This window comes from Emcibacter sp. (genome assembly GCF_963675455.1).
Classification (GTDB): domain Bacteria; phylum Pseudomonadota; class Alphaproteobacteria; order Sphingomonadales; family Emcibacteraceae; genus Emcibacter.
Window position 1 is genome coordinate 940,940 of record NZ_OY776217.1, and the last position, 24,061, is coordinate 965,000.

The window sequence follows — 24,061 nt, forward strand, 5'->3', positions numbered from 1 at the left end:
TCCGGGGATACAATAATGTCTGAGACAACTTATCTGGTGCATCTGGTCTGTGGCTCCACCGGGGCCGGCAAGACCACCCATGCGCTGAAGCTGTCGGAAGAGCTGGGCGCCATTCATTTCCCCATTGATGAATGGATGACGACCCTGTTCTGGATGGACAGCCCGGAACCCATTCGCCACGACTGGGCCATGGAACGGATAGACCGCTGCGAAAGCCAGATCTGGATCCTGGTCCGGCGTCTGGCGGAAAAGGGAATAGCTGTGGTTCTGGATCTGGGGTTTACCCGGCGCGATCACCGGCGGAAAATCGCCGAACTGGCCGCGGAAGCCGGATTTCCCCTGCGGCTTCATTTTATCGATGTGCCGGCCGGTGAACGCTGGAGGCGGGTCGAGAAGCGCAATGCGGAAAAGGGTGAAACCTTCGCCATGGAAGTGGACCGGGAGATGTTTGATTTTATGGAAGGCATCTGGGAAGCACCCCATGAGGCTGAGATGACGGCCCTGAACGGCGTGCGAGTAAGTTAATCCCTTTATTGCCTCAATTTTTCTTTGAGCTGGTTATGCGCGGCAACAAGGCTATTGCTGGAAACTATGTATAAGGATATTATTTTCTACTATAGGTGGAGAATCGAAAATGTATCTTATGTATGTAGATGAGAGTGGTGATCCGGGTCACAACGTCAATATCACTAAGTATTTCATACTATCTTCGATAGTTGTCCACGAGCAGGACTGGCAGCTTTTTATTGATAGACTAGTTCAATTTAGGAGGGTGTTGCGAGACTCTTATGGTTTGCCATTAAGGGCAGAAATCCATGCTGTGGAGTACTTAAGAAAACAAGTTTTTAATATTCCAAAGTATGAACGGTTAGCTCTGATGCGCAATTTTATTGATGAGCTTGCCAAAATGCCTATAGCAATTACTAGCGTTGTTATAAACAAACAAGAGTTTCTGCGAAGGCGGATGTTTGCTGAAGGGGATGATATTTTTATTACTGCATGGAAATATCTTTTTCAGCGATTTGAAAATACGCTTGGTTGGGGGAATTTTCCAAGAAGCCAGACAAGCGACAAGGGCATTGCGATTACTGATAACACCGATGGTGGGAAATTGATAAAACTTGTTCGGAAAATGTCTGTCTACAATCCTGTTCCTAATGTGGGTGGCAGAGGCTTTCGCCCGCTTCCCATACAAAGGGTAATCGAAGATCCCCACTTTAAAGACTCCGTTATGAGTCTGCCTATTCAGGCTTGTGATGTTTGTGCTTATTTCTTAATGCAGTACTATAACCCAAACAAGTATGTGAAATCCAAAGGGGCAGATAAATACTATTTCAGATTGGCGCCGGTCTTGAACAACAATGCATCAAGAACTAATAAATTTGGAATTGTGGAATACCCGTAAATAAATAGGGGAGGACCGAAGTCCTCCCGGGGCAATCCTACTACTAGGTTGTGCCTAGGTTCAGATTACATGTAATGTATATCATAAATTCCCATAAGAATCAATAAGTTATTCAATTTCAGTTGAATTCAAAAAATAGAGTCTAGTCAAAGACTTAACTGCCCGCCTTATCCCCGGTGCTTTGTTCTTTCACCCCCAGCGCATCGGCGAGGCGCATTTTGGCGCTGCCGGGCTTCAGGGGTTTTTGCTGGCTTTCATGGGGGGCCCAGCCCATCAGATAGAGGATATCAAAGGTCACTTTAATGCGGCCGCGCTCGTCGGCGAACAGGTCCTGATAAACCCTTGCCGTTTCCATGATCATTTCCCGGCTGGAAAAACCCCTGAATTTTTTGTGGAGCGCATTACTCTCGCCCATACCGCGAAGTTCGGTCATCAGCGACAGGGCGTCCCTGTAGGTCACCGTGATCCGGTCCGTATCGACCACCGGCAGGGCGAACCCGGCCCGCTGCAGCAATGATCCCGCATCCCGCACATCGACGAAGGGACTGACATGGGGGGCGGTGCCCCGGTCCATATTGATCTCCGCCTGCATCAGGCTTTGCCGTAATTCGGTCAGGGTGTCGCCGCCGAACATGGCGCCGAGAAAAAGCCCGTCGGGTTTGAGGATATTGCGGATCTGGATCAGGCTGCCCGGCAGGTCATTGACCCAGTGCAGGCTCAGGTTGCTCATCACCAGATCCAGGCTTTCGGCCCGGTAGGGCAGAAATTCCTCATCCGCCTGGACGTTGGTGCCGCCGGTATATTCCAGCATCCTGCGGGACAGGTCCTGGCGGATCAGAAGCTCGGGCTGATCTTTCAGCAAATGGGCGCCCAGCTCGCCCCGGTGACTGCCGAGGTCGAGGATTTTGTGAAACGTCCGGTTTACATCCAGCAGCTTGTCACACAACCGGTCGGCCACTTCCCGAAACATAAAGTCATGATTTTCAAAGATCGGCGCGGCCCGGTCCCGGTGCAGCCGTACCTGCCGCCGGTCGAAGACGACCGCCGTCTGCGGGGCAAAGGGATTCTGTTCTTTCTTGTCGGACCAGTCGCTGTTTGTCATACTGCCTGTATGACATTATTCGGGGTTCAGGAAAAGCAAATTTCAAACGGGACTCTTCCCGGCCGGTTTCTCTCCGGCTCGGGCCGGTTCATGCTCGATCTGTTGCTGCCGCCGCGCTGTCCCGGCTGCGGCGACTTTCTGCCCGATGCCGGAAAACTGTGTGCCGGCTGCTGGTTCTCTCTCTCGTTTCTGTCGGGGCCGTCCTGCAATTGCTGTGGCTATCCGTTCCCCCATGACCGCGGCGGCGAGGTCTATTGCGGGGTCTGCCATGCCCATGAACGCCATTTTGACCGGGTGCGCAGCGCCCTCACCTATGACGGGGGAAGCCGGCCGCTGCTGCTGGGCTTTAAACATGGGGACAGGACCGAGCTCGCCCCTTTTCTGAGCGATCTTCTGATGCAGGCCGGGCGTGAGTTTTTCACGGAAACAGATCTGATCCTGCCGGTGCCGCTGCATCCGCGCCGCCTGATCCGGCGCCGCTATAACCAGGCGGCCCTGCTGGCCGGATGTCTTTCCAGCAGAACTGGCCTGCCCTGGGAAGGGCTTGTGTTGCGGCGGCATAAGGCGACCATACCACAGGAGGGCAACTATACGCTTCGGCAGAAAAACGTGCGGGCGGCCTTCTCGATCCAGAAGGGGTGCCAGGAACTGATCGAAGGGCGCCGCATTTTGCTGGTGGATGATGTCTATACCACCGGAGCGACTCTGCAAAGTTGCGCCAGAGAACTTAAGCGGCAGGGAGCGGAGAAGGTGTTCGGCCTGACCATTGCCAGGGTGGTGCGTCCGGGGATGTTATGAGTGACGGTATATTGGCGGTATATTGAAACTATTGCCGGACGGCATATATATGACGGGAACCAAAAACGACGGTAATTCTCAGGGACTGCCAATCAGGAGTGAATAGTATTATGGCAAAAATTACAATATATAGCACCATGTTCTGCCCCTATTGTATCCGGGCGAAAAAGCTGCTGAAGTCCAAGGGCCAGGAATTTGAGGAAATCGATGTGGGTGAGCATCCGGACCAGCGGGCGACCATGATGGAACGTTCCGGCGGCGGTCGAACAGTGCCGCAGATTTTTATCGGCGACAAGCATGTTGGCGGCTGTGACGACCTGTTTGCGCTCGAGCGGGCCGGTAAGCTCGACCCCCTGCTGGCCTGAAGCATATGACAGGGGAAAAATTCACCATCGGTCTGGTCCAGATGACTTCTTCCAACGTAGTGGCGGAAAATATGGCGACCGTCGAGGCCTTTATCCGTGAAGCTGCCGAAGGCGGCGCCGATCTGGTGATGACCCCGGAGACCACCACGATCCTGGAACTGAGCCGCAAAGCCCTGTTCGAAAAAATCCATCGTGAAGAGGATGACCCTTCAGTGAAGCAGTTTGCCGCTTTGGCGAAGGAGCTTGGCATCTGGCTGTTGATCGGCTCCATGCCGATCCTGCTCGGGGAAAAAGTGGCCAACCGCTGCTTTGTGTTCGGGCCGGATGGCGAGATCAGGCATCGTTATGACAAGATTCATATGTTTGATGTAGATTTACCCAATGGGGAGCAGTACCGCGAAAGCCGGTCCTATCATGCGGGTGATCAGGCGGTGCTGGCGGACCTGCCCTGGGGCCGGATGGGGCTGACGATCTGTTATGATCTCAGGTTTCCCCATCTCTATAGAAAACTTGCGCAAGGCGGTGCGGTCATGTTATCAGTCCCGGCTGCTTTCACAAGACAGACCGGGGAAGCCCACTGGCACACGTTGCTGAAAGCGCGGGCGATTGAGAATGGCGCCTTTGTTTTTGCGCCGGCCCAGACCGGCAGGCACGCCAGCGGGCGTGAAACCTTTGGCCACAGTCTGGTCATTGATCCCTGGGGCAATATTCTGGCGGATGGCGGAGACAAACCGGGCCTCAGTCTGGTGGAAATAGATTTAATGCTGGTTGGCAAGGCGCGGGCGAATATACCTTCCCTGCAACATGACCGGCAAATAGCAGGTCCGGCATAAAGGACCGGATCGGAAAAAGTGATGATAGTATTTGATCTGAAATGTGCAGAGAATCATATATTCGAAGCCTGGTTCCGCAACAGCGAGGCCTATGAAGATCAGGCGTCTGCCGGACAGATTGTCTGCCCTCACTGTGGTGACAGCCACATCAGCAAGTCTGTCATGGCGCCGAATATTTCTGCCAAAGGCAACCGGCAATCCGCTGACAGATTTGACGAGGAGATGGTGTCCATGGATAATATTCGGGTTTCCGCCAGCTCTGGTGTGCCGGAAAATCCCGAAATCAGCGCCGAGGACGTCAAGCGGGCGGCAGAGCATATGCATGAAGTGATGGCCAAATACCGCAAGTTTGTACAGGAAAATTGTGAGGATGTGGGCGACAGTTTTGCCGACGAAGCCCGCAAGATTCATAACGGCGAAGCCGAGGAGCGGGGCATCTACGGACAGACAACCCTGGAAGAAACCCAGGAGTTGCTGGAAGAAGGCATCGATATTTTTCCGGTCCCCGGATCAGATAAACTGGACAGCTGAACGGCTGGTCAGGCGACCCGCTTCGGGGTAAGCTGATATTCATGAGCCGAAAAAATCAAATTCTTGGATGTATACTGGCCGGCGGCCAATCCCGGCGCATGGGCGGCCGGGACAAATTCCTGTTGCCGGTGGGGGGCATCACCCTGTTGCAGCGGGTGACGGAGCGGGCCTTGCCGCAGGTAACTGAGCTTGTGATGAATTATAACGGCGATCCTGAGAAACTGTTCTTCTGCGGGTTGCCTCTTATCAGGGATCCCCTTGCTGATACTGGTCCCCTTGGCGGTATTCTGGCCGGGCTGCAGATGGCGCAGGACCGGGGATATGACTATCTTCTGTCTTTTGCCTGTGATGTTCCCTTTGTGCCGGAAAATTACGCCAGACAACTTTATGAAGCAGTTTGTGCGGAGGAAGCCGACATTGCCGTTGCGCAATCTTTTGAGCGGGCTCATCCGGTGATGGGGATTTGGCATGTGTCCCTTGCTGAAGACCTGGAAAAATATCTGGACGGCGGCGGACGGAAGGTAATGGATTGGCTTGTCCGGCAGAAACACACAAAAGTTGTCTGGGATGAAACGCCAGATCCCTTCATGAATATAAATACGCCGGAAGATCTGGCGAGAGCTTGCAAATTACTGGGCTGACAAGCTCTATTTCCTGATCAGTCTTTCCCTGGTATCGGCATAGACACTCATATTGTCGTCCCGGACCAGGGCGACCAGGCTGACACCGGTCTGATCGGCCAGGTCGATAGCCAGTTCAGTGGGGGCGGAAACGGCGGCGATCAGCGGAAGGCCGGCACTGGCGCATTTCTGCACCATTTCAAAGCTGCAGCGGCTTGTCACCAGAACATAACCGCTGAGCGGATCGATGTTTTCCCGCATCAGATGGCCGATGATTTTATCCAGCGCGTTATGGCGGCCCACATCTTCGTGCACGGACAGAATATTTCCCGCCCGGTCGCAGAAGGCGGCGGCATGGACGGCGCCGGTGGCCCGGTTCAGCGGCTGGTGATCACGAAGTTTTTTCATGCTTTGATGGATAACGGCTGCTGTATAAGGCTGACTTTCAGGCACTGGCGGCAGGGGCCGGATGACATGTTCCAGCCGGTCGGCGCCGCACAGGCCGCAGCCGGTCCGTCCCGCCATCTGGCGTTTGAAGTCTTCCAGTTTCTCGAAACAACTTTCCCTGATCTCGATGGCGGCAACGATGCCCTGTTCCACTTGGTGAATATCAAGGCCGATGATGTCATCGGCCCTGTCGATGATGCCTTCGGTCAGGCTGAAGCCGAAAACAAAATCCGCGAGGTCAGCCGGCGTGACCATCATCACCGCATAGGATGCACAGTTATATTCGATTGAAACCGGGATCTCGCAGGCAATATCCCGGCGGGTGGCGATGATTTTCTCCACCGGCGACCAGATTTTGGCGGAAAGGCTTCGGTATGTGGGAAAATCTGTCATCCAGCCCGCCGATCAGGCCTTTTCGGCCAGGGCAACATAGTTGACCGAGAAATCATGATCATCCAGCGACCAGCTGCCGCTGAAAGGGCTATAAACCATACCCTTGATATCGTTGGTTTTAAAACCGCAATCCCGGAGGCTGCGGCTGAGCTCGGATGGTTTGAGGAATTTCTGCCAGTCGTGGGTGCCGACCGGCAGCCAGCGCAGGATATATTCGGCGCCGGCAATGGCCATCAGCCAGGCTTTCGTTGACCGGTTGATGGTGGAGAGGGTCATGCAGCCGCCGTCTTTCAGAAGAGCATGACAGGCGTCCAGGAAGGATGGAATGTCGGCCACATGTTCGATCACTTCCATGTTGAGGATAGCATCGAAGCTTTCACCGGCATCGGCCAGTTCCTCGGCCGTGATATTGCGATAGTCGATGTCGAGACCGCTGTCCTCGGCATGGGCCAGGGCGGTTTTGATGTTTTTTTCCGAAGCGTCGGCGCCGACCATCTGTGCCCCGAGGCGGGTCAGCGGTTCACACAGCAGCCCGCCGCCGCATCCGATATCCAGAATGCGCAGGTCTTTGAGGGCATCGGTGGCGGTGACATCCCGGTTGAAATGGGTGCAGAGGGCTGTTTTGATGAACTCAAGCCGGACGGGATTCATTTTATGCAGCGGTCTGAAGGGGCCCTCGGGATCCCACCAGGTGGCGGCAAGTGCGGAAAAATTGGCGATTTCCCCCGGATCAACCGATTTTGACCGGGAAGCCTGATCATGTTCGCCCGTATTTACCGCCATGGGAGAGAGTCCTTTGGTCATAATGTTATAAAAAAACCACAATTTACACAGTATATCTAACTCAAGCCTTGCTTCAAGCAAGGATAAACGTATATGTATAGCGCGATTTTTGTCGAATGCCCCGCAAGAGGCGTAACCAGGTTTGAGTGATGTCACGAATTGTTATGAAATTTGGCGGAACCTCCGTAGCCGATCTGGACAGGATACGGAATGTAGCCCGCCGCGTAAAAAAAGAAGTTGATGCCGGCAACCAGGTCGCGGTGGTGGTTTCCGCCATGGCCGGAACAACGGATCAGCTGGTCAAATGGGTAGAGGACGCCTCACCCCTGCATGATGCCCGGGAATATGATACGGTGGTTGCTGCCGGCGAACAGATTACCTCTGGTCTTCTGGCCCTGACCCTGCAGAATATGGGTGTTGCGGCCCGTTCCTGGCTTGGCTGGCAGGTGCCGTTCAAGACAGATGATGTGCATGGCGCCGCCCGTATCAAGGACATTGACACTACAACCATGCGGGCCCGTCTGGACGAAGATGTGGTCTGTGTGATGGCCGGTTTCCAGGGCATTGCCCCGGACAACAGGATTACGACCCTTGGCCGCGGTGGCTCCGACACTTCTGCTGTGGCCCTTGCTGCGGCACTGGATGCGGATCGCTGTGACATTTATACGGATGTGGAAGGTGTCTTTACCACCGATCCCCGTATTGTGCCCAAGGCGCGCAAACTTGATAAAATTACCTATGAGGAAATGCTTGAGATGGCCTCGCTCGGGGCCAAGGTCCTGCAAACCCGGTCCGTGGCCATGGCCATGAACCACGGCGTGCGGGTTCAGGTTCTTTCCAGTTTTACGGATGCACCGGGTACACTGGTGGTTGATGAGGATGAGATCGTGGAAAAACAAGTCGTCAGCGGCATTGCCTATGCCAACAATGAAGCAAGGATAACTTTGGTGGGTGTGGACAATACACCGGGCATCGCTGGCGATGTCTTCAGTCCGCTTGCCGAGGGCAACATCAATGTGGATATGATCATCCAGAATGAGTCCGAGGACGGCCAGAAAACCGATATTACCTTTACCGTTCCCCAGGGGGATGTGGATAAGGCCAGAAAGATCCTGGAAAATGCACCGGATATTAAATATGAACGGCTTATTACAGATGCCGATGTTGTCAAGATTTCCGTAATCGGCGTTGGCATGCGGTCCCATGCGGGCGTTGCCGCGACCATGTTCCAGACCCTGGCCGACAAAGGCATCAATATTCAGGTGATTTCGACATCCGAGATCAAGATCAGCGTTCTGATTGATTCTGAGTATACCGAACTTGCGGTCCGGGCACTTCACACAGCCTACGGCCTTGATGGCGAATAAAGACTGAACAGTATACCTGGCGGGGGCAAAAAAGATGAGCAATAACGGACTCGAGCGCTTAAACGAGCTTTGGAAACAGGGAAGGGAATTCCTTGGGACCGAATATGCCATTCTTGGCGGCGCCATGAGCTGGGTGTCTGAGCGCAATCTGGTTTCGGCCCTGTCGAATGCGGGCGGTTTTGGCGTCATTGCCTGCGGCAGTATGACCCCGGATCTTCTCGATGCCGAGATTGCCGCAACCAGGGCCATGACCGACAAGCCGTTCGGGGTCAACCTGATCACCATGCATCCGGCCCTTGACGAACTGATCGATGTGACACTTCAGCATCAGGTGGGACATGTGGTTCTGGCCGGGGGTATTCCGCCGGGTGGCGCCATTCAGAAAATCAAGGACGGCGGCGCCAGGGTGATTTGTTTTGCGCCGGCGCTTGTGCTGTCCAAGAAACTGGTCCGTTCCGGCGTCGATGCGCTGGTGGTCGAAGGATCCGAGGCCGGCGGCCATATCGGTCCGGTGTCCACCTCTATTCTGGTTCAGGAAATCCTGCCCTATATAAGTGAAGTACCCGTGTTCGTGGCGGGCGGGATCGCTCGCGGGGAAACCATTGCAGCTTATCTGGAAATGGGTGCGGCCGGAGTCCAGCTCGGCACCCGGTTTGTCTGTGCTGCGGAATCAATCGCTCACGACAATTTCAAACAGGCCTTTATTAAAGGTAACGCAAGGGATGCGGTCGCGTCTGTGCAGCTTGATCCCCGTTTTCCGGTCATTCCTGTCCGGGCGCTGAAGAACGAAGCCACAGAAGATTTTATGAAAACCCAGCAGGATGTGATAAACAGATACCAGGCGGGTGATCTGGATATGAAGGAAGCCCAGCTGGCTATTGAGCATTACTGGGCGGGGGCATTGAAAAAAGCAGTAATTGATGGAGATGTCCAGGGAGGCTCCATCATGGCCGGGCAGAGTGTAGGGATGGTAAAAAGCATACAGCCAGCGAGGGAAATCATCGAAGAGCTTGTTCATCAGGCCGCATCACATCTGGCAATTAAATAATACATTCCCATATAATTTGAGAACCGGATCAGACCCATCCGGTTCTCGGGCAATGGCAAAGGAGGGCATATGACCCCCGCAAGCAGTGCACCGCGTCTTTTGATAAGACGGTTACACCAGATTATGGCTGGCACCGGCAATGCCGAAGTGCGCCTGAATCAGCTGGTGCGCCTGATCGCGGGGAATATGGTCTCGGAAGTTTGTTCTGTTTATTTCCTGCGCGGCGGGGAAATGCTTGAGCTGTTTGCCACCGAAGGCCTCAAGGAAACGGCGATTCATACCACTAGGCTGCATGTGGGTGAAGGCTTGGTGGGGCATGTGGCCGCCACTGGTATCCCGCTCAACCTGGCTAATGCCCAGAACCATCCAAAATTCGTTTACCGCCCGGAAACAGGTGAGGAAATTTATCATTCCTTCCTCGGGGTGCCGATTCTCAGGGCCGGCAATGTGGCCGGCGTGCTGGTTATCCAGAACAAAACCCTGCGGCAATATTCAGAAGAAGAGGTGGAAGTTCTGCAGACCGTGGCCATGGTTCTGGCGGAACTGGTGGCCGGCGGCGAACTTTTTGATCCGCTTGAGCAACCGGAAGGCACCCTGGAACGGGCAGCGACGCCAAGCTTTGAAGGGGTCGTCTTTTCCGAGGGCCTGGCGGAAGGACAGGCCGTCCTGCACGAGCCCAAGGTAGAGGTCAAACATCACCTGTCCAGCAATTCCGGGGAGGAACTGAAACGGCTGGATGCGGCCCTGGAAAGCCTGATCGGCCAGATCGACGACATGATGTCAGCGGAGGATTTCCGGCATCATGGCGAACATCGCGAGATCCTGGATGTGTACAAGATGTTTGCCCGGGACAAGGGCTGGAAGGCCAAGATTTCCGAAGTCATTGAGACTGGCCTGACGGCTGAAGCAGCGGTGGAACGTATCCAGACGGATAATCGCAGCCGCATGCAACAGACGGATGACCCCTACCTGAGGGAACGGCTCAGCGATCTGGATGACCTGTCCAATCGCCTGATCCGTCATCTTGTTGGCAAATCCGGCACTGCGGCGGCCGACAACCTGCCGGATAACGTGATCCTGGTAGCCCAGAACATGGGACCGGCTGAACTTCTGGATTATGACAGGGACAAGCTTCAGGCGGTTATCTTGCAGCAGGGGGCGGCAACCGCCCATGTCGCCATCGTTGCCCGGGCCCTTGGCATCCCGATGGTGGGTCAGGTAGAGGAAGCTTTGCTGCATGTGCAGGAAGGCGAAAAAGTCATCGTGGATGGCGTCGAGGGCATTGTTTATTTTTCCCCGCTGCCGGAAATTCTGCAAAGCTATCAGGACAATATAAAAAGCCGGGCCGAACTGCTGGCCAGCTACGAGGCCCTCAGGGACAAAAGGGCCGTTACCCTGGACGGCGTGGAAATCGATCTGTTTATCAATGCCGGCCTCACGGTTGACATGGACGGCCTGCAGCGAACCGGCGCCAAGGGGGTTGGATTGTTCCGGACCGAATTCCAGTTCATGGTCAGTGCGACCATGCCCAAGGTGGATATCCAGGCGGAATTCTACAAATCCATTCTGGATATGGCGGGGGACAAGCCGGTGATTTTCCGGACACTTGATATCGGTGGTGACAAGCCGGTGTCTTTTCTGAAACGCGATGAGGAAGCCAATCCGGCACTGGGATGGCGGGCCATGCGCATCTCCCTCGACCGGCCGGCGCTATTGCGGTATCAGCTGCGCGCCCTTTTTCTGGCGGCCGAAGGACGGGATATCAATATCATGTTCCCGATGATTGCGGATGTAAGCGAATTTAAGGCGGCCCGGTCGATTCTGGACAAGGAGCTTGGCTGGCTCGACCGGTTCGGCAAGAAAAAGCCTCAAACCGTCAAGGTGGGAACCATGCTGGAAGTCCCGTCTTTGCTGTGGCAGCTGGATACCTTGCTGCCGCTGGTGGATTTTGTCTCCATCGGCAGCAACGACCTGATGCAGTTCTTCTTTGCCTGCGACCGGGAAAACCCGAAACTCGCCGATCGTTACGATCCGTTGTCGCCGCCCGCCCTCAGCATGATGAAATTTATCATCGACAAATGTGGCGAATATGATGTGCCGGTGACTCTGTGCGGAGAACTCGGCGGCAAGCCTCTTGCGGCGCTGGGATTGCTTGGTGTCGGCCTGAAACGGTTGTCAATAGCGCCGGCATCAGTGGGGCCGGTCAAGATGATGATCCGCAGTCTGCACCTTGGTCAGCTGCAGGAATATATGCAGGGTTTGCTGAGTCGTTCAGATCATTCAGTCCGCAACGACATTCTGACATTTGCCAAGGACCACGGCATCGAAATCAAGTAATTTTAGTTAAATCTGACCGGAAATCATGTTTCAGGCCGGGGAGTTGCACTTTTTTATTGACTCTCAACATTAATCCACGCTTCACTTTCGGGATATCCCTTAACAAACAGTTAACAAATTGAGGGAATAAAGAAAATAGATATAAAATTAACCAAATAATAAGTCGGGCAGGCTATTATTTATATCGGTTTTCAAAGGGGTGGCATTCCTACACCGGGAACGACAAGTCAAGAAGCCCTCCGTTGCTGACCGGCGACGGGGTTGTAAATTTGATTGGATAGAATGGTGGTTATGACAGGGGAAGAACAAATTACAACAGGACCAGGGGAAAGAAATAACCCTGATGTAGGCAGCCTGTTGTCTGATGCCCGGAAGTCCCGCGGGCTGATCGATCTGGGACAGGTGGCAAGGGACTTGTGCATCCGGCCACATCTTCTTGAGGCACTGGAACAGAATAATTTCTTGGCTTTTCCGACAGCCTGTTACGCCAGCGGCTTTCTTAAAAGCTATGCGACCTATCTGGGCCTTGACGCGGCGTCGATTGTCAGCCAGTTCAAGGCTGAATATAAAGGCGCTTCAGAAAAAGTGGAACTGGTATTTCCGGAAGTGCCGCAGCGTGCGGCTCTGCCGCGAAATATTGCCGCATCCATCGGCGGCCTTTCGCTGGTTATTATGCTCGGTGTCGGGATGACCTTTGGCGATGATACGGTCCGGCAGGAGCTGATCGCTCTTGAGGATCTGGGTCATCTGACCATGGCATCAGCCTCAGCACCCGAGGCCAGTCGTCAAACAGTTGCGGCGGGCACAGAGCCTGCCCCGGTGGCGGAAGTTGTCGAAGCAAAGGTCGAAGAGGGTCCGAAATTTACCCTGGTTCAGCAGGCAACGGCTCATACCGGTGATGTGGACCAGAAAGATGTGCAGGCAACAGCGGTGGTCAGTGACCGTATCCGTTTGACCGCGGCATCCGACATTTGGGTCAGGATCTCCGGCCCTGAAGGTGAAATCCTGTTCGACCGGGTCGTGCAACAGGGCGAGGAGTTTTTCGCGCCTGATCGCAAGGGATTAACCCTGATGACCAGCAATGCGTCTGCCCTGTCTTTGTTTGTGGGAGACGTGGCCATCTCACCGCTGGGGGACTATGGACAGATCGTGACGGAGCTGGCTCTGGACCAGAAAAGGCTGTTGCAGAAGACGGCATTGCTCACGCCTTAACCAAAAAAAGTCGAAAGCTTACCCTATGGCGGCCCTTTCTCCTTGAAATCGGGCCGCTTTTTGCGCATGTTTAGGCCGAATTTGACAAAGCCTGCCCAACGCGCAGGATAATGGCCGGATAAATGACATGAGTGTACGTCCCTATCGCGATATATTACGCCGGAAGAGCCGCCAGGTTATGGTGGGTGATGTGCCTGTTGGCGGAGATGCGCCGATTTCGGTTCAGAGCATGACCAACACCCTGACTCATGACGTCGAAGCGACCATGAACCAGATCCGGGCTCTGGAAGAAGCAGGCGCCGACATTGTCCGTGTATCCTGTCCTGATGTGGAAAGCACGGCGGCCCTGAAGGAAATCGTGCGCCAGTCGACCGTGCCGATCGTGGCCGATATTCATTTTCATTACAAACGGGCGATCGAGGCAGCGGAAGCCGGCGCCGCCTGCCTGCGCATCAATCCGGGCAATATCGGCTCGGCGGCGCGGGTTCGGGATGTGGTTCAGGCGGCCAAGGATCATGGCTGCAGCATGCGCATCGGGGTCAATGCGGGGTCTCTGGAAAAACATCTTCTGGAACAGTTTGGCGAACCCTGCCCCGAAGCGATGGTGCAAAGCGCCCTCGAACACGCAAAGATCCTTGAAGACAATGATTTCCGGGAATTCAAGATCAGTGTGAAAGCGTCTGATGTGTTTCTGGCGGTTGCCGCCTATCAGGGGCTGGCGGAGGCTTGCGATTATCCGCTTCATCTGGGCATTACAGAAGCTGGCGGCTTGCGCGGCGGAACGGTGAAATCCTCCATCGGCATGGGCATGCTGCTGTGGTCCGGGATTGGCGATACCATCCGGGTGTCCCTGTCAGCGGACCCGGTGGAGGAAATCAAGGTCGGATTCGAAATGCTGAAAAGCCTCGACCTGCGGCATCGGGGGGTGCGGATTGTATCCTGCCCGTCCTGTGCGCGTCAGGCTTTTCCGGTGATCAAAACCGTGGAAACCCTGGAAAAAAGGCTGGAGCATATCTCCACACCCTTGAGCCTCAGCATCATTGGTTGTGTGGTCAATGGCCCGGGGGAAGCCCGGGAGACGGATATCGGCCTGACCGGTGGCGGTAATGGCAATCATATGGTTTACCTGTCCGGGGTGACCGATCATAAAATTGACGATGACCATATTGTGGATCATATCGTCGAACTGGTAGAACAAAAAGCTGCGGAACTGGAAGCGGAAAAAGAACAAGGCGTTTCTGTCGAGCAGGCATCTTAAAAATCAAGGAGAATACAGGTGGCGCGTCTCCAGCCGGTGCGCGGGACTCACGACATATTAGGTGATCAGGCCCGCGCCTTTCGATATATTACGGATTGTTTCATCAAAGTGGCGGAACGCTATGGCCATGAGGAAATTTCCACGCCGATTTTTGAATTTACCGAAGTTTTCAAGCGGACGCTCGGCGAAACTTCCGATGTTGTGTCCAAGGAAATGTACACTTTCGAGGACCGGGGCGGGGAAAGCCTGACCCTGCGGCCGGAATATACAGCCGGTATTGCCCGTGCGTTTATTTCCGGCGGTCTGCAGCAGGATCTGCCGCTCAAATTCTACGGCTACGGCCCCATGTTCCGTTACGAGAGGCCGCAAAAGGGCCGGATGCGCCAGTTCCACCAGATTGATGTTGAGATCCTGGGTGTACCGGAACCGCAGGCGGATATCGAACTGCTGGCGCTGGCGGTGGATCTTCTGACCGAACTCGGCCTGATGGAACATATCACCCTGGAAATCAATTCTCTGGGTGATGTGGAAAGTCGCCATGCTTATCGGGACGCCCTGGTGGCCTATTTCTCTGATCACAAGGACCGGCTCAGTGAAGACAGCCTTGGCCGGCTGGAAAAAAACCCGCTTCGAATTCTGGACAGCAAGGATGAAGGAGACCGGGAACTGGTGGCCGGTGCGCCGGTGTTGCAGGATTATTTCAACGACACCTCTGCCGACTTCTTCCGTCAGGTCTGTGATGGGCTTGATGTCCTGGGAATCAGCTATGTGGTTAATCCCCGGCTCGTGCGCGGCCTTGATTATTACAGCCATACGGCGTTTGAATTTACCACCGACCAGCTTGGCGCCCAGGGTACCGTCCTGGCCGGCGGGCGCTATGACGGACTGATTGAAATCATGGGCGGACCGCCAACGGCCGGGATCGGCTGGGCCGCCGGAATTGAACGCCTTGCAGAAATGGTTTCCGGCAACCATATACCGCAAGTCATGCGTCCCGTGTCCATTGTGCCGGTTGGCGCGGACGCCCAGAGTGCAGCCCTGAAACTTGCCCGGGATTTGCGCCATGACGGCTATAATGTCGACATGGGTTATCGGGGCAATGTAGGTAAACGCATGAAACGGGCCAACAAGCTGGACAGCGCGGTTGCCGTTCTGATGGGCAGTGATGAACTTGCCCGGGGCAAAGTCACTGTCAAGGATCTGGACGAAGGATCGCAAGCGGAAATTGATCTGGAACGGGTTTCGGACCATCTGATGCAATATCGCTAGCCTGTTTTTCTTGACCGACCCGAAGACCAAGGAAAAACAGGATAAGAAGACCATGATACCACAGGAAAAACTGAACCAGCTGATCACCCGTCATGAGGAACTGGAACATCTTATGTCAGGCGGCGGCGATCTTGGTTCTGACGATTTTGTCAGAATCTCCCGCGAGTATAGTGACCTGACGCCGATTGTGAAAACGGCACGGGAATATATTTCCCTGCTGCAGGAAATCAGCGATCTGAAGGATATGCTCAATGATCCTGACACCGATGCGGAAATGCGGGAACTGGCGGAACTGGAGCTGCCGGAACTGAACGGGAAACTGCCCGAGCTTGAGCATCAGGTGCAGCTTCTGCTGTTGCCCAAGGATATTGACGATGACAAGAATGCCCTGCTCGAGATCCGGGCCGGTACCGGTGGCGATGAAGCGGCGCTGTTTGCCGGTGACCTGTTTCGGATGTATCAGCGTTATGCCCAGGCCCAGGGCTGGCAATATGAAGTGGTGAACGCCTCCGAAAGTGATGTGGGCGGTTTCAAGGAAGTTGTGGTGAATGTGAGCGGCAAGGGAGTCTTTGCCAGGCTGAAATATGAATCCGGGGTGCATCGGGTGCAGCGGGTGCCGGAAACCGAGACCGGGGGGCGAATTCACACTTCTGCCGCGACAGTGGCGGTCATGCCCGAGGTGGAGGATGTGGATATCCAGATTGATGACAAGGACCTGCGTATTGACGTGTTTCGGGCCAGTGGCCCCGGCGGCCAGTCGGTGAACACCACCGACAGTGCGGTCCGAATTACCCATATCCCGACCGGCATTGTCGTCAGTCAGCAGGATGAAAAATCACAGCACAAGAACAAAGCCAAGGCCATGAAAGTCCTGATGGCCAGGATTTATGATGCGGAACGGGCCAAACGGGATGCGGAACGGGCGGCTGACCGCAAAAGCCAGATCGGTTCCGGCGACCGGTCGGAACGCATTCGCACCTATAATTTTCCGCAAGGGAGGGTGACCGACCACAGGATCAACCTGACCCTCTATAAACTGGAGCAGATTCTGGCAGGCGAAGGACTGGAGGAAGTCATTTCCGCCCTGATCACCGAAGACCAGGCGGCCAAGCTGGCCGAAATGCAGCTTTGATCCTGCCCGCGTCATGACGTCAATGGACTTTTCAGAGAAAAATAATGTTCGTTTCCGGCTGAAATCGGCCCGGCTGCGTCTTGAGGCATGCGGCATTGAAACCGCGGAACTGGATGCCCGGCTGCTGCTTGCCCATATTCTCGGCTGTGCCCCCATGGATATTTACCTGCAGCAGGACCGGGTCCTGACTAATAACGAAGGTGAGGCGTTTGATCAACTTCTAAACCGGCGGGTAAAGAGGGAGCCTGTCTCCCAGATCCTCGGGCAAAAGGAGTTCTGGAGCCTGTCCTTCAAAGTTACACGGGATGTGCTGACACCGCGGCCCGACAGCGAGACGCTGATAGAAGTAGCCCTCGGCAGGATAAAGGACCGGACGGCGCCCCTGCGGATACTGGACCTCGGGACAGGCAGCGGCTGTCTGCTGCTTGCGCTTCTGAGCGAACTGCCGCGGGCCCGCGGCATCGGCGTTGACATTTCCCCTGCGGCCCTTGATGTGGCCCGGGAAAATGCCGAGAGGCTCGGTTTTTCCGACAGGACTACATTTTATGAAAGCGACTGGACCACAGCCCTGAATCCGGCGGAAAAATTCGACATTATCCTGTCGAACCCGCCGTATATCGCCCTGTCTGAACAGGCCAGCCTGCCGCCGGATGTGCGACTGTATGAGCCTGAACAGGCCCTTTATTCGGGTGAAGAGGGGCTGGATGATTATCGTAAACTGATTGAACAGTTGCCGGGATTCCTGCAGCCGAATGGTTTTATTCTTTTTGAAATTGGTGCCGGACAGGCCTCTGATCTGGAGAATATTCTGCGTCACGCCGGCGCCTCCGCCGTTGAAATATTCAAGGATCTGGCGGGACTGGACCGGTGTATCTGTTGGAAACCCTGAAAAAAATGCAAAAGCTTCTTGGCATTTGGGATTGGCCGGGGTAGTGTAAGGCGTTGCCTGAGGGCAGTAAGAAATCCGGTGCGGGAAATACCGGTATATAAACCCCACAAAATCTGAAAATCAAATATATGTCGTCTTTTTGAAGACGGCCAACTTCGTGACAGGTACCGGTAAATCCGGACCTTGGTAGTGTATTTAAATGAAACAAACTCAGAATCCACGCCGCGGTCGTCAGAACGCAAAACCTAACAACAATCAGCAGCAACGGGGCAAGAGCAGCAACAAAGGCCGGAAAGGCGGCGGGCGCGGTTCCCAGCCGCAGGGCAATTCGGCAACCCGTCAGGTGGATAGTCACGGCCCCATGGGGAAACAGCGTGGTAATGCGAAGCAGCTTTATGAAAAATACAAGACGCTGTCGCGTGAGATGTTCGCCAGTGACCGCATGATTTCTGAATCCCTGTCCCAGTTTGCCGATCATTATTACCGCATCTATGCAGAACATGCTGCCGGCGAAGCTGCCGCCCAGGCCGCCCGGGAAGAAGAACAGAAACGCAGGGCTGAAGAAGCCGCTGAAAACCAGGCGAATGTGGTCGATATAGCAAATGATCTGGCATCGGAAAAAAGCGCTGCAAGCTCGCTTTCCCGGGATGACGACAATAGCAGCGTAACGGATGTTGAAGCCGAAGTGCTGAGCCTGGATCTGGGGGATGAGCAGGCGGATGAAAAACCAAAACGCCGCCCGCCGACCAGAACCCGCAAAAAACCGGAGGCGGCTCCGGAAGAAGCCCAGGCAGCGGAGGCGGAGAAAAAACCGGTCCGTCGCCCCCGGCGCAAGAAAGAAGAGCCGAGCGATCAGCCGGTTTCGGAATAACTCCTCATTGATCCCTATATGAAAGGCCGGATGTTACATCCGGCTTTTTTTATGGTAAAATTTTGACCCCGGCCCTTGTGTTGCAGAAAAGTCACATCATATGTGAACTGATCAGAAATAAAGGAGTTTTTAAAGAATGGACTTCGAGAAATATACAGACCGCAGCAAAGGTTTTATCCAGAGCGCCCAGAATCTGGCGCTTCGGGAAGGTCATCAAAGATTTACACCGGAACATATTCTCAAGGTTCTTCTGGAAGACCGGGAAGGATTGTGCGCAAATCTGATGCAGGCAGCCGGCGCGGATGCCAAACAGGCTTTGCTGGCGGTGGAAAAGGAAGTCTCGGGTTATCCCAAGGTGGAAGGCGGTGGCGCGGGTCAGCTCTATATGGACCCGGCGACAGCGCGCCTGTTTGAAAGTGTTCAGGAACTGGCCAAAAAGGCCGGCGATGAATATGTCACGGTTGAGCGCCTGCTTCTGGCGCTCACTCTGGCCAGCGGTACGAAATCCGCTGACATCCTCAAGACCACAGGACTGACCGCTCAAAACCTTAATACAGCGATCAATGAAATTCGCCAGGGGCGCACCGCAGGCAGCTCCAGCGCCGAAGACAGCTATGACGCGCTGAAGAAATATGCCCAGGACCTGACCGCTGCGGCACGGAATGGCAAACTTGATCCGGTGATCGGCCGGGACGAGGAAATCCGCCGTACCATCCAGGTGCTTTCCCGCCGCACCAAAAATAATCCGGTCCTGATCGGCGAGCCCGGTGTGGGCAAGACCGCCATTGTGGAAGGACTTGCCCTGCGTATTGCCAATGGCGATGTGCCGGATTCGCTGAGCCAGAAGAAAATTATGGCCCTGGATATGGGCGCCATGGTGGCCGGGGCGAAATATCGCGGTGAATTCGAGGAACGCCTGAAAGGCGTGCTGCAGGAAGTGCAGGCTGCCGAGGGCGAGATCGTACTGTTTATCGACGAGATGCACACCATTGTCGGCGCCGGTGCGGCGGAAGGCTCCATGGATGCCTCCAACCTGCTGAAGCCGGCGCTTGCCCGGGGTGAGCTGCATTGCATCGGGGCCACCACACTCAATGAATATCGTAAATATGTGGAAAAAGACGCGGCCCTCGAGCGGCGGTTCCAGCCGGTTATGGTCGGTGAGCCGACAGTGGAGGATACCATTTCCATCCTGCGTGGCCTGAAGGAAAAATACGAACTCCATCACGGGATCCGTATCACCGACAGTGCAATTGTAGCGGCGGCGACCCTGTCCAACCGCTATATCAACGACCGCTTCCTGCCGGACAAGGCCATTGACCTGGTTGATGAAGCCGCTTCCAAGATCAAGATGGAAGTGGACAGCAAACCTGCCGAGCTGGACGAACTGGACCGGCGCATTATCCAGCTCAAGATCGAGCGCGAGGCCCTGAAGAAAGAAAAGGACGAAGCCTCCCGCGACCGGCTTGAAAAGCTCGAAAAGGAACTTGTCGAACTGGAACAGCAGTCCGCCGAGATCACCGCCCAGTGGCAGAAGGAAAAGGATCGCCTGAGTGGTGATCAGCAGATCAAGGAACAGCTGGATCACGCCCGTCTGGAACTGGAGCAGGCCCAGCGCGCCGGCGACCTGGCCAAGGCCGGGGAACTGCAGTATGGCACCATCCCTGAACTGGAAAAAAGGCTGAGTGAAGCCGAGCAGGGCGAAGCGGCCGAGAATCAGTTACTGAAGGAAGAAGTCAGTGACGAGGATATTGCCTCTGTCGTCAGCCGCTGGACCGGTATTCCGGTGGACAAGATGCTGGAAGGCGAACGCGAAAAACTGGTGCAGATGGAAGACTGGATCGGACGTCGGGTGATTGGCCAGGATGAAGCCGTCAAGGCGGTTGCCGCCGCGGTCCGTCGTGCCCGTGCCGGCCTGCAGGACGAAAACCGGCCCATCGGCTCGTTCCTGTTCCTCGGGCCCACCGGTGTCGGAAAAACCGAACTGACCAAGGCCCTGGCTCAGTTCCTGTTTGATGACGAACATGCCATGGTCCGCATCGATATGTCCGAATTCATGGAAAAGCATGCGGTGGCCCGTCTGATTGGCGCGCCTCCGGGATATGTGGGTTATGAAGAAGGCGGCGTCCTGACAGAAGCCGTGCGCCGCAGGCCCTATCAGGTGGTGCTGTTTGACGAGGTGGAAAAGGCTCACCCGGATGTCTTCAATGTGCTGTTGCAGGTGCTGGATGACGGCCGTCTGACCGATGGTCAGGGGCGGACTGTGGATTTCAAGAACACCCTGATCATCCTGACCAGCAACCTCGGCAGCCATATTCTGGCCGATCAGCCGGAAGGGGCTGATGTGGAAGAGGTGCGCGACCAGGTGATGGACGTCGTCCGGTCCGCTTTCCGGCCGGAATTTCTCAACCGTCTTGATGAAATTACCCTGTTCCACCGGCTTGGCCGCGAACATATGCACGGCATTGTGGAAATCCAGTTGAAGCGCCTGAAAGCCAAACTGGCCGAACGCAAGATTGCCCTGGACCTGGACCAGACCGCCTTCGACTGGCTTGCCCATGCGGGTTATGACCCGGTCTACGGGGCTCGGCCGCTGAAACGGGTGATTCAGCGCAACCTGCAGGATGCCCTGGCCAACAGGATCCTTGACGGCACGGTCCACGACGGTTCCACCGTCCATGTGACGGCTGGCGCAGACGGGTTGGAAATATCTGTGTAGTCCGTGAAGCACTCATGACTTAATAAAAAGGCTCCCGGTTCGGGAGCCTTTTTGATTCTCATTCGTCGACCGGCGATTATATCATCCGGCGGCAGCCTCACTGCGCAGTTCCCTGAGCAGATTGTCCACCACATGCGACAGGGTATTGGACTGTTCGCCAAGCTGGCCGGAGATGGTCATGACCTTGTCGGCAGAGCCTTTTGTCTTCTGGGCGGTTTCATGCAGGCGACCGATATTGTCAGTTGTGTCACGGGTGCCCTGCGAGGCGCTCTGGGCATTGCTGGCAATTTCATTGGTTGCGGCATTTTGTTCTTCAATTGACGAACTGATGACGTCGGCGCTTTCGTTGGTCTGGGAAATAATTTTGGAAATTTCCTCAATGGAAGACACGGCTTCTGCCGTTGCCACCTGCATGTTGTTGATCTGAGCATCGATTTGCTCGGTGGCTTTGGCGGTTTCATCGGCCAGCGATTTCACTTCATTGGCCACAACGGCGAATCCCTTGCCGGCTTCACCGGCGCGGGCGGCCTCGATGGTGGCGTTCAGCGCCAGCAGGTTGGTCTGGTTGGAAATATCCGTAATCAGGTCCAGCACTTCCCGGATATTCCGGGTCTGGTCAGCCAGCGACTGGATCGTATTGGTCGTGGACTGGGCCTGCTTCACGGCTTGACCGGAAATATTGGAGGTATGGGAAACCTGACGGGTGATTTCACGAATCGAGCTGGACAGTTCTTCCACTCCGGCGGCGACACTCTGGATATTACCGGAGCTTGCTTCTGCCGCGCGCCGCACATCCGAGGACAGTGTTTCCTCTTCGGTGGCCAGGCTGGACAGGGTATTGGCATCATTTCTGAGGTTCTCGGCAGAGGCCACGAGGGCGGCGGAGACTTCCTTGATGGCATGCTCAAGCCGGTCGGCCAGTTCCTGCTGACGTTTGCGGTTGTCCAGCGCCGCCTGCTGCTGGAGTGTTTCCTGTTCCGAGGTCAGGCGTTGGGCCTCGGCCTGGCTTTCCCTCAGGGCTTCCAGGGCCTGTTCCGACTTGGCCGCCAGTTTGCTGGCTTCCTCGCTCGCCTGGCTTGCCTGTTCGGCAGCAGTCTGTGCCGCAGTAATAGCGTCTTCGGCGCTGCTGAAGGCATGGGCCAGCTCCTTGGTCAGCAGAAACAGGAAGCCGGTTTCCACCACGACGATCACGGCGTGCAGAACCACTCTCATAAAGTCCGCGCCGTCCGGGAAGATGGCTGAGGGCATGATGAAATTCAGCAGCAGGTGATGTGTGGCAATGGTGCCGGCGGAAATCAGAATTGTTTTTTCATCGCAATAGATGGCCGTTAGCGCGAGGGCGGCAAAAAAGCTCATATGGATGTCGATCTGCCAGGGGTGGCCGGTAAATTCATAGAGCCAGAAGCTGAGAATCGCAACCAGGGCGACTGTCGTATAATAGCGGTAGGCGACGTCACCCGGCGCCTGTTTCCACAGGTAAGTGGCACCGGCGGAGATCAGCAGGCTGGCGAGGCTGCAGAAAATCCAGCCACTGGGGTCCAGAATTAGTCCGGTCACCATAACGACCAGTGTCATCATCCAGAGGATACCAAGGAAATAGGTGGATGTTTTTACTCTTAAATTTTCCAGTTCAAGCATATTTTATAACTTTCTTTGGTAACGTGGCGGGAGTGCGGGCAAAACAGCCGGCAGCACCAAAAGGATTGATAACGACCAGTGCGCCGGCCTTATACAGCTGGTCCAGGGTTCGCTGACGTTGTGTCTGGTCGGGTATTCTGAAATGGACGATATTGTCAAAGGTGCCGACGCCCGTGACATAGGCGCCACTGGTGCTGGTCTGCCGGAAACTGTCCTCCAGGCTGTAACCCGCAGGAAATATCACGGCCAGTTCGCGGTTGTCGGCAGGGGACAGTTTTACAAAAATCAGGGCTAGCAGGGATGCAGAAAAACATAACAGGGCCGGGCCATATTTACTATTGCCACGGACCCGACGGTCGCTGTTCGTATGTTGTTGTATCGACATATATTCTTAACCTGCCATTTCACGTCTATATTAGAATGACCGTAAATAGTTAAGAAATGGTTCTGGGGCAGGTTTTGGGAGGCATTATCGGACAATTTCATTCCGGGAGGCGAATTTTTACTCCCTGGCAGGTAGTTCAGTATCGGGGAAGGCCGACTCAGTCCTGTCTGTGCCAGGCCAGCAGGATGTGGTTTTTCTGCAGATTGATCTCGTGATCGATATTGCCGGCCACCTGGATGAATTTTTCCAGGTCGGCCCCCTTTAGTTTCCGGCCGGTGGGAATTTTCAGGGCCAGCGGGTTAACCTGTTTGCCGTTCATCATTACTTCATAGTGCAGGTGGCGGGCGGTGACCCGGCCGGTGGCGCCGACATAGCCAATAACCTGGCCTTGTTTGACCTTGGCACCTTTTTTAATGCCCCGGCCGTATTTGCTCATATGGGCATAGGCGGTCTGGTAGGTGCCGTTATGGCGGATGCGCACATAGTTGCCATAGCTGCCGTAGCGGCTGGCCCGTTCCACCACACCGTCGCCGGCGGCCAGAATCGGGGTGCCGGTCGGGGCGCCGAAATCCAGCCCCTTGTGCATGCGGGTATATCCCAGGACCGGATGTTTGCGGCTGCCATAGCGGCTGGTCAGCCGGGCGCCTTCTATGGGGGTTTTC

The 24,061-nt window shown here is 55.2% G+C and carries 23 protein-coding genes (1 of these 23 only partly in view); 17 read left to right on the plus strand and 6 right to left on the minus strand.

Annotated elements, in window-relative coordinates; all coding sequences use genetic code 11:
• Positions 1-15: 15 nt before the first annotated feature.
• Both ACORNT_RS04310 and ACORNT_RS04315 read left to right on the plus strand, forming a co-directional pair.
• Positions 16-525, plus strand: a complete 510-nt coding sequence (locus ACORNT_RS04310) for an ATP-binding protein (protein WP_321395802.1) — start codon at positions 16-18, stop codon at positions 523-525.
• 109 nt (positions 526-634) lie between these two features.
• On the plus strand, positions 635-1,405 hold the full coding sequence (locus ACORNT_RS04315) for a DUF3800 domain-containing protein (RefSeq protein ID WP_321395805.1): 771 nt from the start codon (positions 635-637) through the stop codon (positions 1,403-1,405).
• 154 nt (positions 1,406-1,559) lie between these two features.
• Here ACORNT_RS04315 and ACORNT_RS04320 read toward each other — a convergent pair whose 3' ends face one another.
• Complete coding sequence (locus tag ACORNT_RS04320) at positions 1,560-2,507, minus strand: methyltransferase domain-containing protein (protein ID WP_321395808.1); 948 nt, start codon at positions 2,505-2,507, stop codon at positions 1,560-1,562.
• Positions 2,508-2,597: 90 nt separating this feature from the next.
• Between ACORNT_RS04320 and ACORNT_RS04325 the strand changes: the two genes are divergently transcribed.
• The 5 genes from ACORNT_RS04325 (at position 2,598) to mobA (ending at position 5,675) form a co-directional block, all read left to right on the plus strand.
• Complete coding sequence (locus tag ACORNT_RS04325; RefSeq protein ID WP_321395811.1) at positions 2,598-3,305, plus strand: ComF family protein; 708 nt, start codon at positions 2,598-2,600, stop codon at positions 3,303-3,305.
• Between the two features lie 110 nt (positions 3,306-3,415).
• Positions 3,416-3,670 (plus strand): glutaredoxin 3, encoded by a 255-nt coding sequence (gene grxC, locus ACORNT_RS04330; protein ID WP_321395813.1) that lies wholly within the window; start codon positions 3,416-3,418, stop codon positions 3,668-3,670.
• 5 nt (positions 3,671-3,675) lie between these two features.
• The gene (locus ACORNT_RS04335) at positions 3,676-4,503 is read left to right on the plus strand and encodes a carbon-nitrogen hydrolase family protein (RefSeq protein WP_321395816.1); all 828 of its coding nucleotides are present in this window, start codon (positions 3,676-3,678) and stop codon (positions 4,501-4,503) included.
• Between the two features lie 21 nt (positions 4,504-4,524).
• A complete protein-coding gene (locus ACORNT_RS04340; RefSeq protein WP_321395818.1) occupies positions 4,525-5,034 on the plus strand; it encodes a DUF1178 family protein in 510 nt (169 codons plus the stop codon).
• A 41-nt stretch (positions 5,035-5,075) separates the two neighbouring features.
• Positions 5,076-5,675, plus strand: coding sequence for a molybdenum cofactor guanylyltransferase MobA (gene mobA, locus ACORNT_RS04345; protein WP_321395821.1), 600 nt, complete (start codon positions 5,076-5,078; stop codon positions 5,673-5,675).
• A gap of 6 nt (positions 5,676-5,681) precedes the next feature.
• Here mobA and fdhD read toward each other — a convergent pair whose 3' ends face one another.
• Both fdhD and ubiG read right to left on the minus strand, forming a co-directional pair.
• Positions 5,682-6,494, minus strand: a complete 813-nt coding sequence (gene fdhD, locus ACORNT_RS04350) for a formate dehydrogenase accessory sulfurtransferase FdhD (protein ID WP_321395824.1) — start codon at positions 6,492-6,494, stop codon at positions 5,682-5,684.
• Between the two features lie 12 nt (positions 6,495-6,506).
• On the minus strand, positions 6,507-7,277 hold the full coding sequence (ubiG, locus tag ACORNT_RS04355; RefSeq protein ID WP_321395827.1) for a bifunctional 2-polyprenyl-6-hydroxyphenol methylase/3-demethylubiquinol 3-O-methyltransferase UbiG: 771 nt from the start codon (positions 7,275-7,277) through the stop codon (positions 6,507-6,509).
• A gap of 149 nt (positions 7,278-7,426) precedes the next feature.
• Here ubiG and ACORNT_RS04360 point away from each other — a divergent pair, with 149 nt between their 5' ends.
• The 10 genes from ACORNT_RS04360 (at position 7,427) to clpB (ending at position 21,376) form a co-directional block, all read left to right on the plus strand.
• Positions 7,427-8,644, plus strand: a complete 1,218-nt coding sequence (locus ACORNT_RS04360) for an aspartate kinase (protein WP_321395831.1) — start codon at positions 7,427-7,429, stop codon at positions 8,642-8,644.
• A 34-nt stretch (positions 8,645-8,678) separates the two neighbouring features.
• Positions 8,679-9,692 (plus strand): nitronate monooxygenase, encoded by a 1,014-nt coding sequence (locus ACORNT_RS04365; protein WP_321395834.1) that lies wholly within the window; start codon positions 8,679-8,681, stop codon positions 9,690-9,692.
• Positions 9,693-9,761: 69 nt separating this feature from the next.
• Complete coding sequence (gene ptsP, locus ACORNT_RS04370; RefSeq protein WP_321395837.1) at positions 9,762-12,029, plus strand: phosphoenolpyruvate--protein phosphotransferase; 2,268 nt, start codon at positions 9,762-9,764, stop codon at positions 12,027-12,029.
• A gap of 282 nt (positions 12,030-12,311) precedes the next feature.
• On the plus strand, positions 12,312-13,241 hold the full coding sequence (locus tag ACORNT_RS04375) for a helix-turn-helix domain-containing protein (protein ID WP_321395840.1): 930 nt from the start codon (positions 12,312-12,314) through the stop codon (positions 13,239-13,241).
• A gap of 127 nt (positions 13,242-13,368) precedes the next feature.
• Complete coding sequence (gene ispG, locus ACORNT_RS04380) at positions 13,369-14,499, plus strand: flavodoxin-dependent (E)-4-hydroxy-3-methylbut-2-enyl-diphosphate synthase (RefSeq protein ID WP_321395843.1); 1,131 nt, start codon at positions 13,369-13,371, stop codon at positions 14,497-14,499.
• A gap of 18 nt (positions 14,500-14,517) precedes the next feature.
• Positions 14,518-15,768 (plus strand): histidine--tRNA ligase, encoded by a 1,251-nt coding sequence (hisS, locus tag ACORNT_RS04385; protein WP_321395844.1) that lies wholly within the window; start codon positions 14,518-14,520, stop codon positions 15,766-15,768.
• A gap of 52 nt (positions 15,769-15,820) precedes the next feature.
• Positions 15,821-16,900: a peptide chain release factor 1 gene (prfA, locus tag ACORNT_RS04390; protein WP_321395847.1), complete on the plus strand. Its 1,080-nt coding sequence runs from the start codon at positions 15,821-15,823 to the stop codon at positions 16,898-16,900.
• A 13-nt stretch (positions 16,901-16,913) separates the two neighbouring features.
• Complete coding sequence (prmC, locus tag ACORNT_RS04395) at positions 16,914-17,789, plus strand: peptide chain release factor N(5)-glutamine methyltransferase (RefSeq protein ID WP_321395849.1); 876 nt, start codon at positions 16,914-16,916, stop codon at positions 17,787-17,789.
• A 199-nt stretch (positions 17,790-17,988) separates the two neighbouring features.
• Positions 17,989-18,660 carry a DUF4167 domain-containing protein gene (locus ACORNT_RS04400; protein WP_321395851.1) on the plus strand — a complete coding sequence of 224 codons (672 nt, stop codon included), beginning with the start codon at positions 17,989-17,991 and terminating at the stop codon, positions 18,658-18,660.
• A 136-nt stretch (positions 18,661-18,796) separates the two neighbouring features.
• Positions 18,797-21,376 carry an ATP-dependent chaperone ClpB gene (clpB, locus tag ACORNT_RS04405; protein WP_321395855.1) on the plus strand — a complete coding sequence of 860 codons (2,580 nt, stop codon included), beginning with the start codon at positions 18,797-18,799 and terminating at the stop codon, positions 21,374-21,376.
• 81 nt (positions 21,377-21,457) lie between these two features.
• Here the strand turns inward: clpB and ACORNT_RS04410 are convergent, their stop codons facing one another.
• From ACORNT_RS04410 to ACORNT_RS04420, 3 genes are all read right to left on the minus strand, one after another.
• Entirely contained in the window at positions 21,458-23,014 is a 1,557-nt protein-coding gene (locus ACORNT_RS04410; protein WP_321395858.1) for a methyl-accepting chemotaxis protein, read from the minus strand.
• Positions 23,007-23,399 carry a hypothetical protein gene (locus tag ACORNT_RS04415; protein WP_321395861.1) on the minus strand — a complete coding sequence of 131 codons (393 nt, stop codon included), beginning with the start codon at positions 23,397-23,399 and terminating at the stop codon, positions 23,007-23,009. The genes ACORNT_RS04410 and ACORNT_RS04415 overlap by 8 nt, the downstream gene beginning before the upstream one ends.
• Positions 23,400-23,556: 157 nt before the next feature.
• Positions 23,557-24,061 carry the end of a M23 family metallopeptidase gene (locus ACORNT_RS04420; protein ID WP_321395863.1) on the minus strand. Its footprint extends 947 nt past the window's final position, so only the last 505 of its 1,452 coding nucleotides appear in the window; its start codon lies off the right edge, out of view — the gene reads right to left on this strand; it ends in the stop codon at positions 23,557-23,559.

What these genes read in the sequence shown, in the direction of transcription:
- ACORNT_RS04310 (WP_321395802.1), top strand. Translation starts at nt 16, where the DNA reads ATGTCTGAGACAACTTATCTGGTGCATCTGGTCTGTGGCTCCACCGGG.
- ACORNT_RS04315 (WP_321395805.1), top strand. Translation starts at nt 635, where the DNA reads ATGTATCTTATGTATGTAGATGAGAGTGGTGATCCGGGTCACAACGTC.
- ACORNT_RS04320 (WP_321395808.1), bottom strand. Translation starts at nt 2,507, where the DNA reads ATGACAAACAGCGACTGGTCCGACAAGAAAGAACAGAATCCCTTTGCC.
- ACORNT_RS04325 (WP_321395811.1), top strand. Translation starts at nt 2,598, where the DNA reads ATGCTCGATCTGTTGCTGCCGCCGCGCTGTCCCGGCTGCGGCGACTTT.
- grxC (WP_321395813.1), top strand. Translation starts at nt 3,416, where the DNA reads ATGGCAAAAATTACAATATATAGCACCATGTTCTGCCCCTATTGTATC.
- ACORNT_RS04335 (WP_321395816.1), top strand. Translation starts at nt 3,676, where the DNA reads ATGACAGGGGAAAAATTCACCATCGGTCTGGTCCAGATGACTTCTTCC.
- ACORNT_RS04340 (WP_321395818.1), top strand. Translation starts at nt 4,525, where the DNA reads ATGATAGTATTTGATCTGAAATGTGCAGAGAATCATATATTCGAAGCC.
- mobA (WP_321395821.1), top strand. Translation starts at nt 5,076, where the DNA reads ATGAGCCGAAAAAATCAAATTCTTGGATGTATACTGGCCGGCGGCCAA.
- fdhD (WP_321395824.1), bottom strand. Translation starts at nt 6,494, where the DNA reads ATGACAGATTTTCCCACATACCGAAGCCTTTCCGCCAAAATCTGGTCG.
- ubiG (WP_321395827.1), bottom strand. Translation starts at nt 7,277, where the DNA reads ATGGCGGTAAATACGGGCGAACATGATCAGGCTTCCCGGTCAAAATCG.
- ACORNT_RS04360 (WP_321395831.1), top strand. Translation starts at nt 7,427, where the DNA reads ATGTCACGAATTGTTATGAAATTTGGCGGAACCTCCGTAGCCGATCTG.
- ACORNT_RS04365 (WP_321395834.1), top strand. Translation starts at nt 8,679, where the DNA reads ATGAGCAATAACGGACTCGAGCGCTTAAACGAGCTTTGGAAACAGGGA.
- ptsP (WP_321395837.1), top strand. Translation starts at nt 9,762, where the DNA reads ATGACCCCCGCAAGCAGTGCACCGCGTCTTTTGATAAGACGGTTACAC.
- ACORNT_RS04375 (WP_321395840.1), top strand. Translation starts at nt 12,312, where the DNA reads ATGGTGGTTATGACAGGGGAAGAACAAATTACAACAGGACCAGGGGAA.
- ispG (WP_321395843.1), top strand. Translation starts at nt 13,369, where the DNA reads ATGAGTGTACGTCCCTATCGCGATATATTACGCCGGAAGAGCCGCCAG.
- prfA (WP_321395847.1), top strand. Translation starts at nt 15,821, where the DNA reads ATGATACCACAGGAAAAACTGAACCAGCTGATCACCCGTCATGAGGAA.
- prmC (WP_321395849.1), top strand. Translation starts at nt 16,914, where the DNA reads ATGACGTCAATGGACTTTTCAGAGAAAAATAATGTTCGTTTCCGGCTG.
- ACORNT_RS04400 (WP_321395851.1), top strand. Translation starts at nt 17,989, where the DNA reads ATGAAACAAACTCAGAATCCACGCCGCGGTCGTCAGAACGCAAAACCT.
- clpB (WP_321395855.1), top strand. Translation starts at nt 18,797, where the DNA reads ATGGACTTCGAGAAATATACAGACCGCAGCAAAGGTTTTATCCAGAGC.
- ACORNT_RS04410 (WP_321395858.1), bottom strand. Translation starts at nt 23,014, where the DNA reads ATGCTTGAACTGGAAAATTTAAGAGTAAAAACATCCACCTATTTCCTT.
- ACORNT_RS04415 (WP_321395861.1), bottom strand. Translation starts at nt 23,399, where the DNA reads ATGTCGATACAACAACATACGAACAGCGACCGTCGGGTCCGTGGCAAT.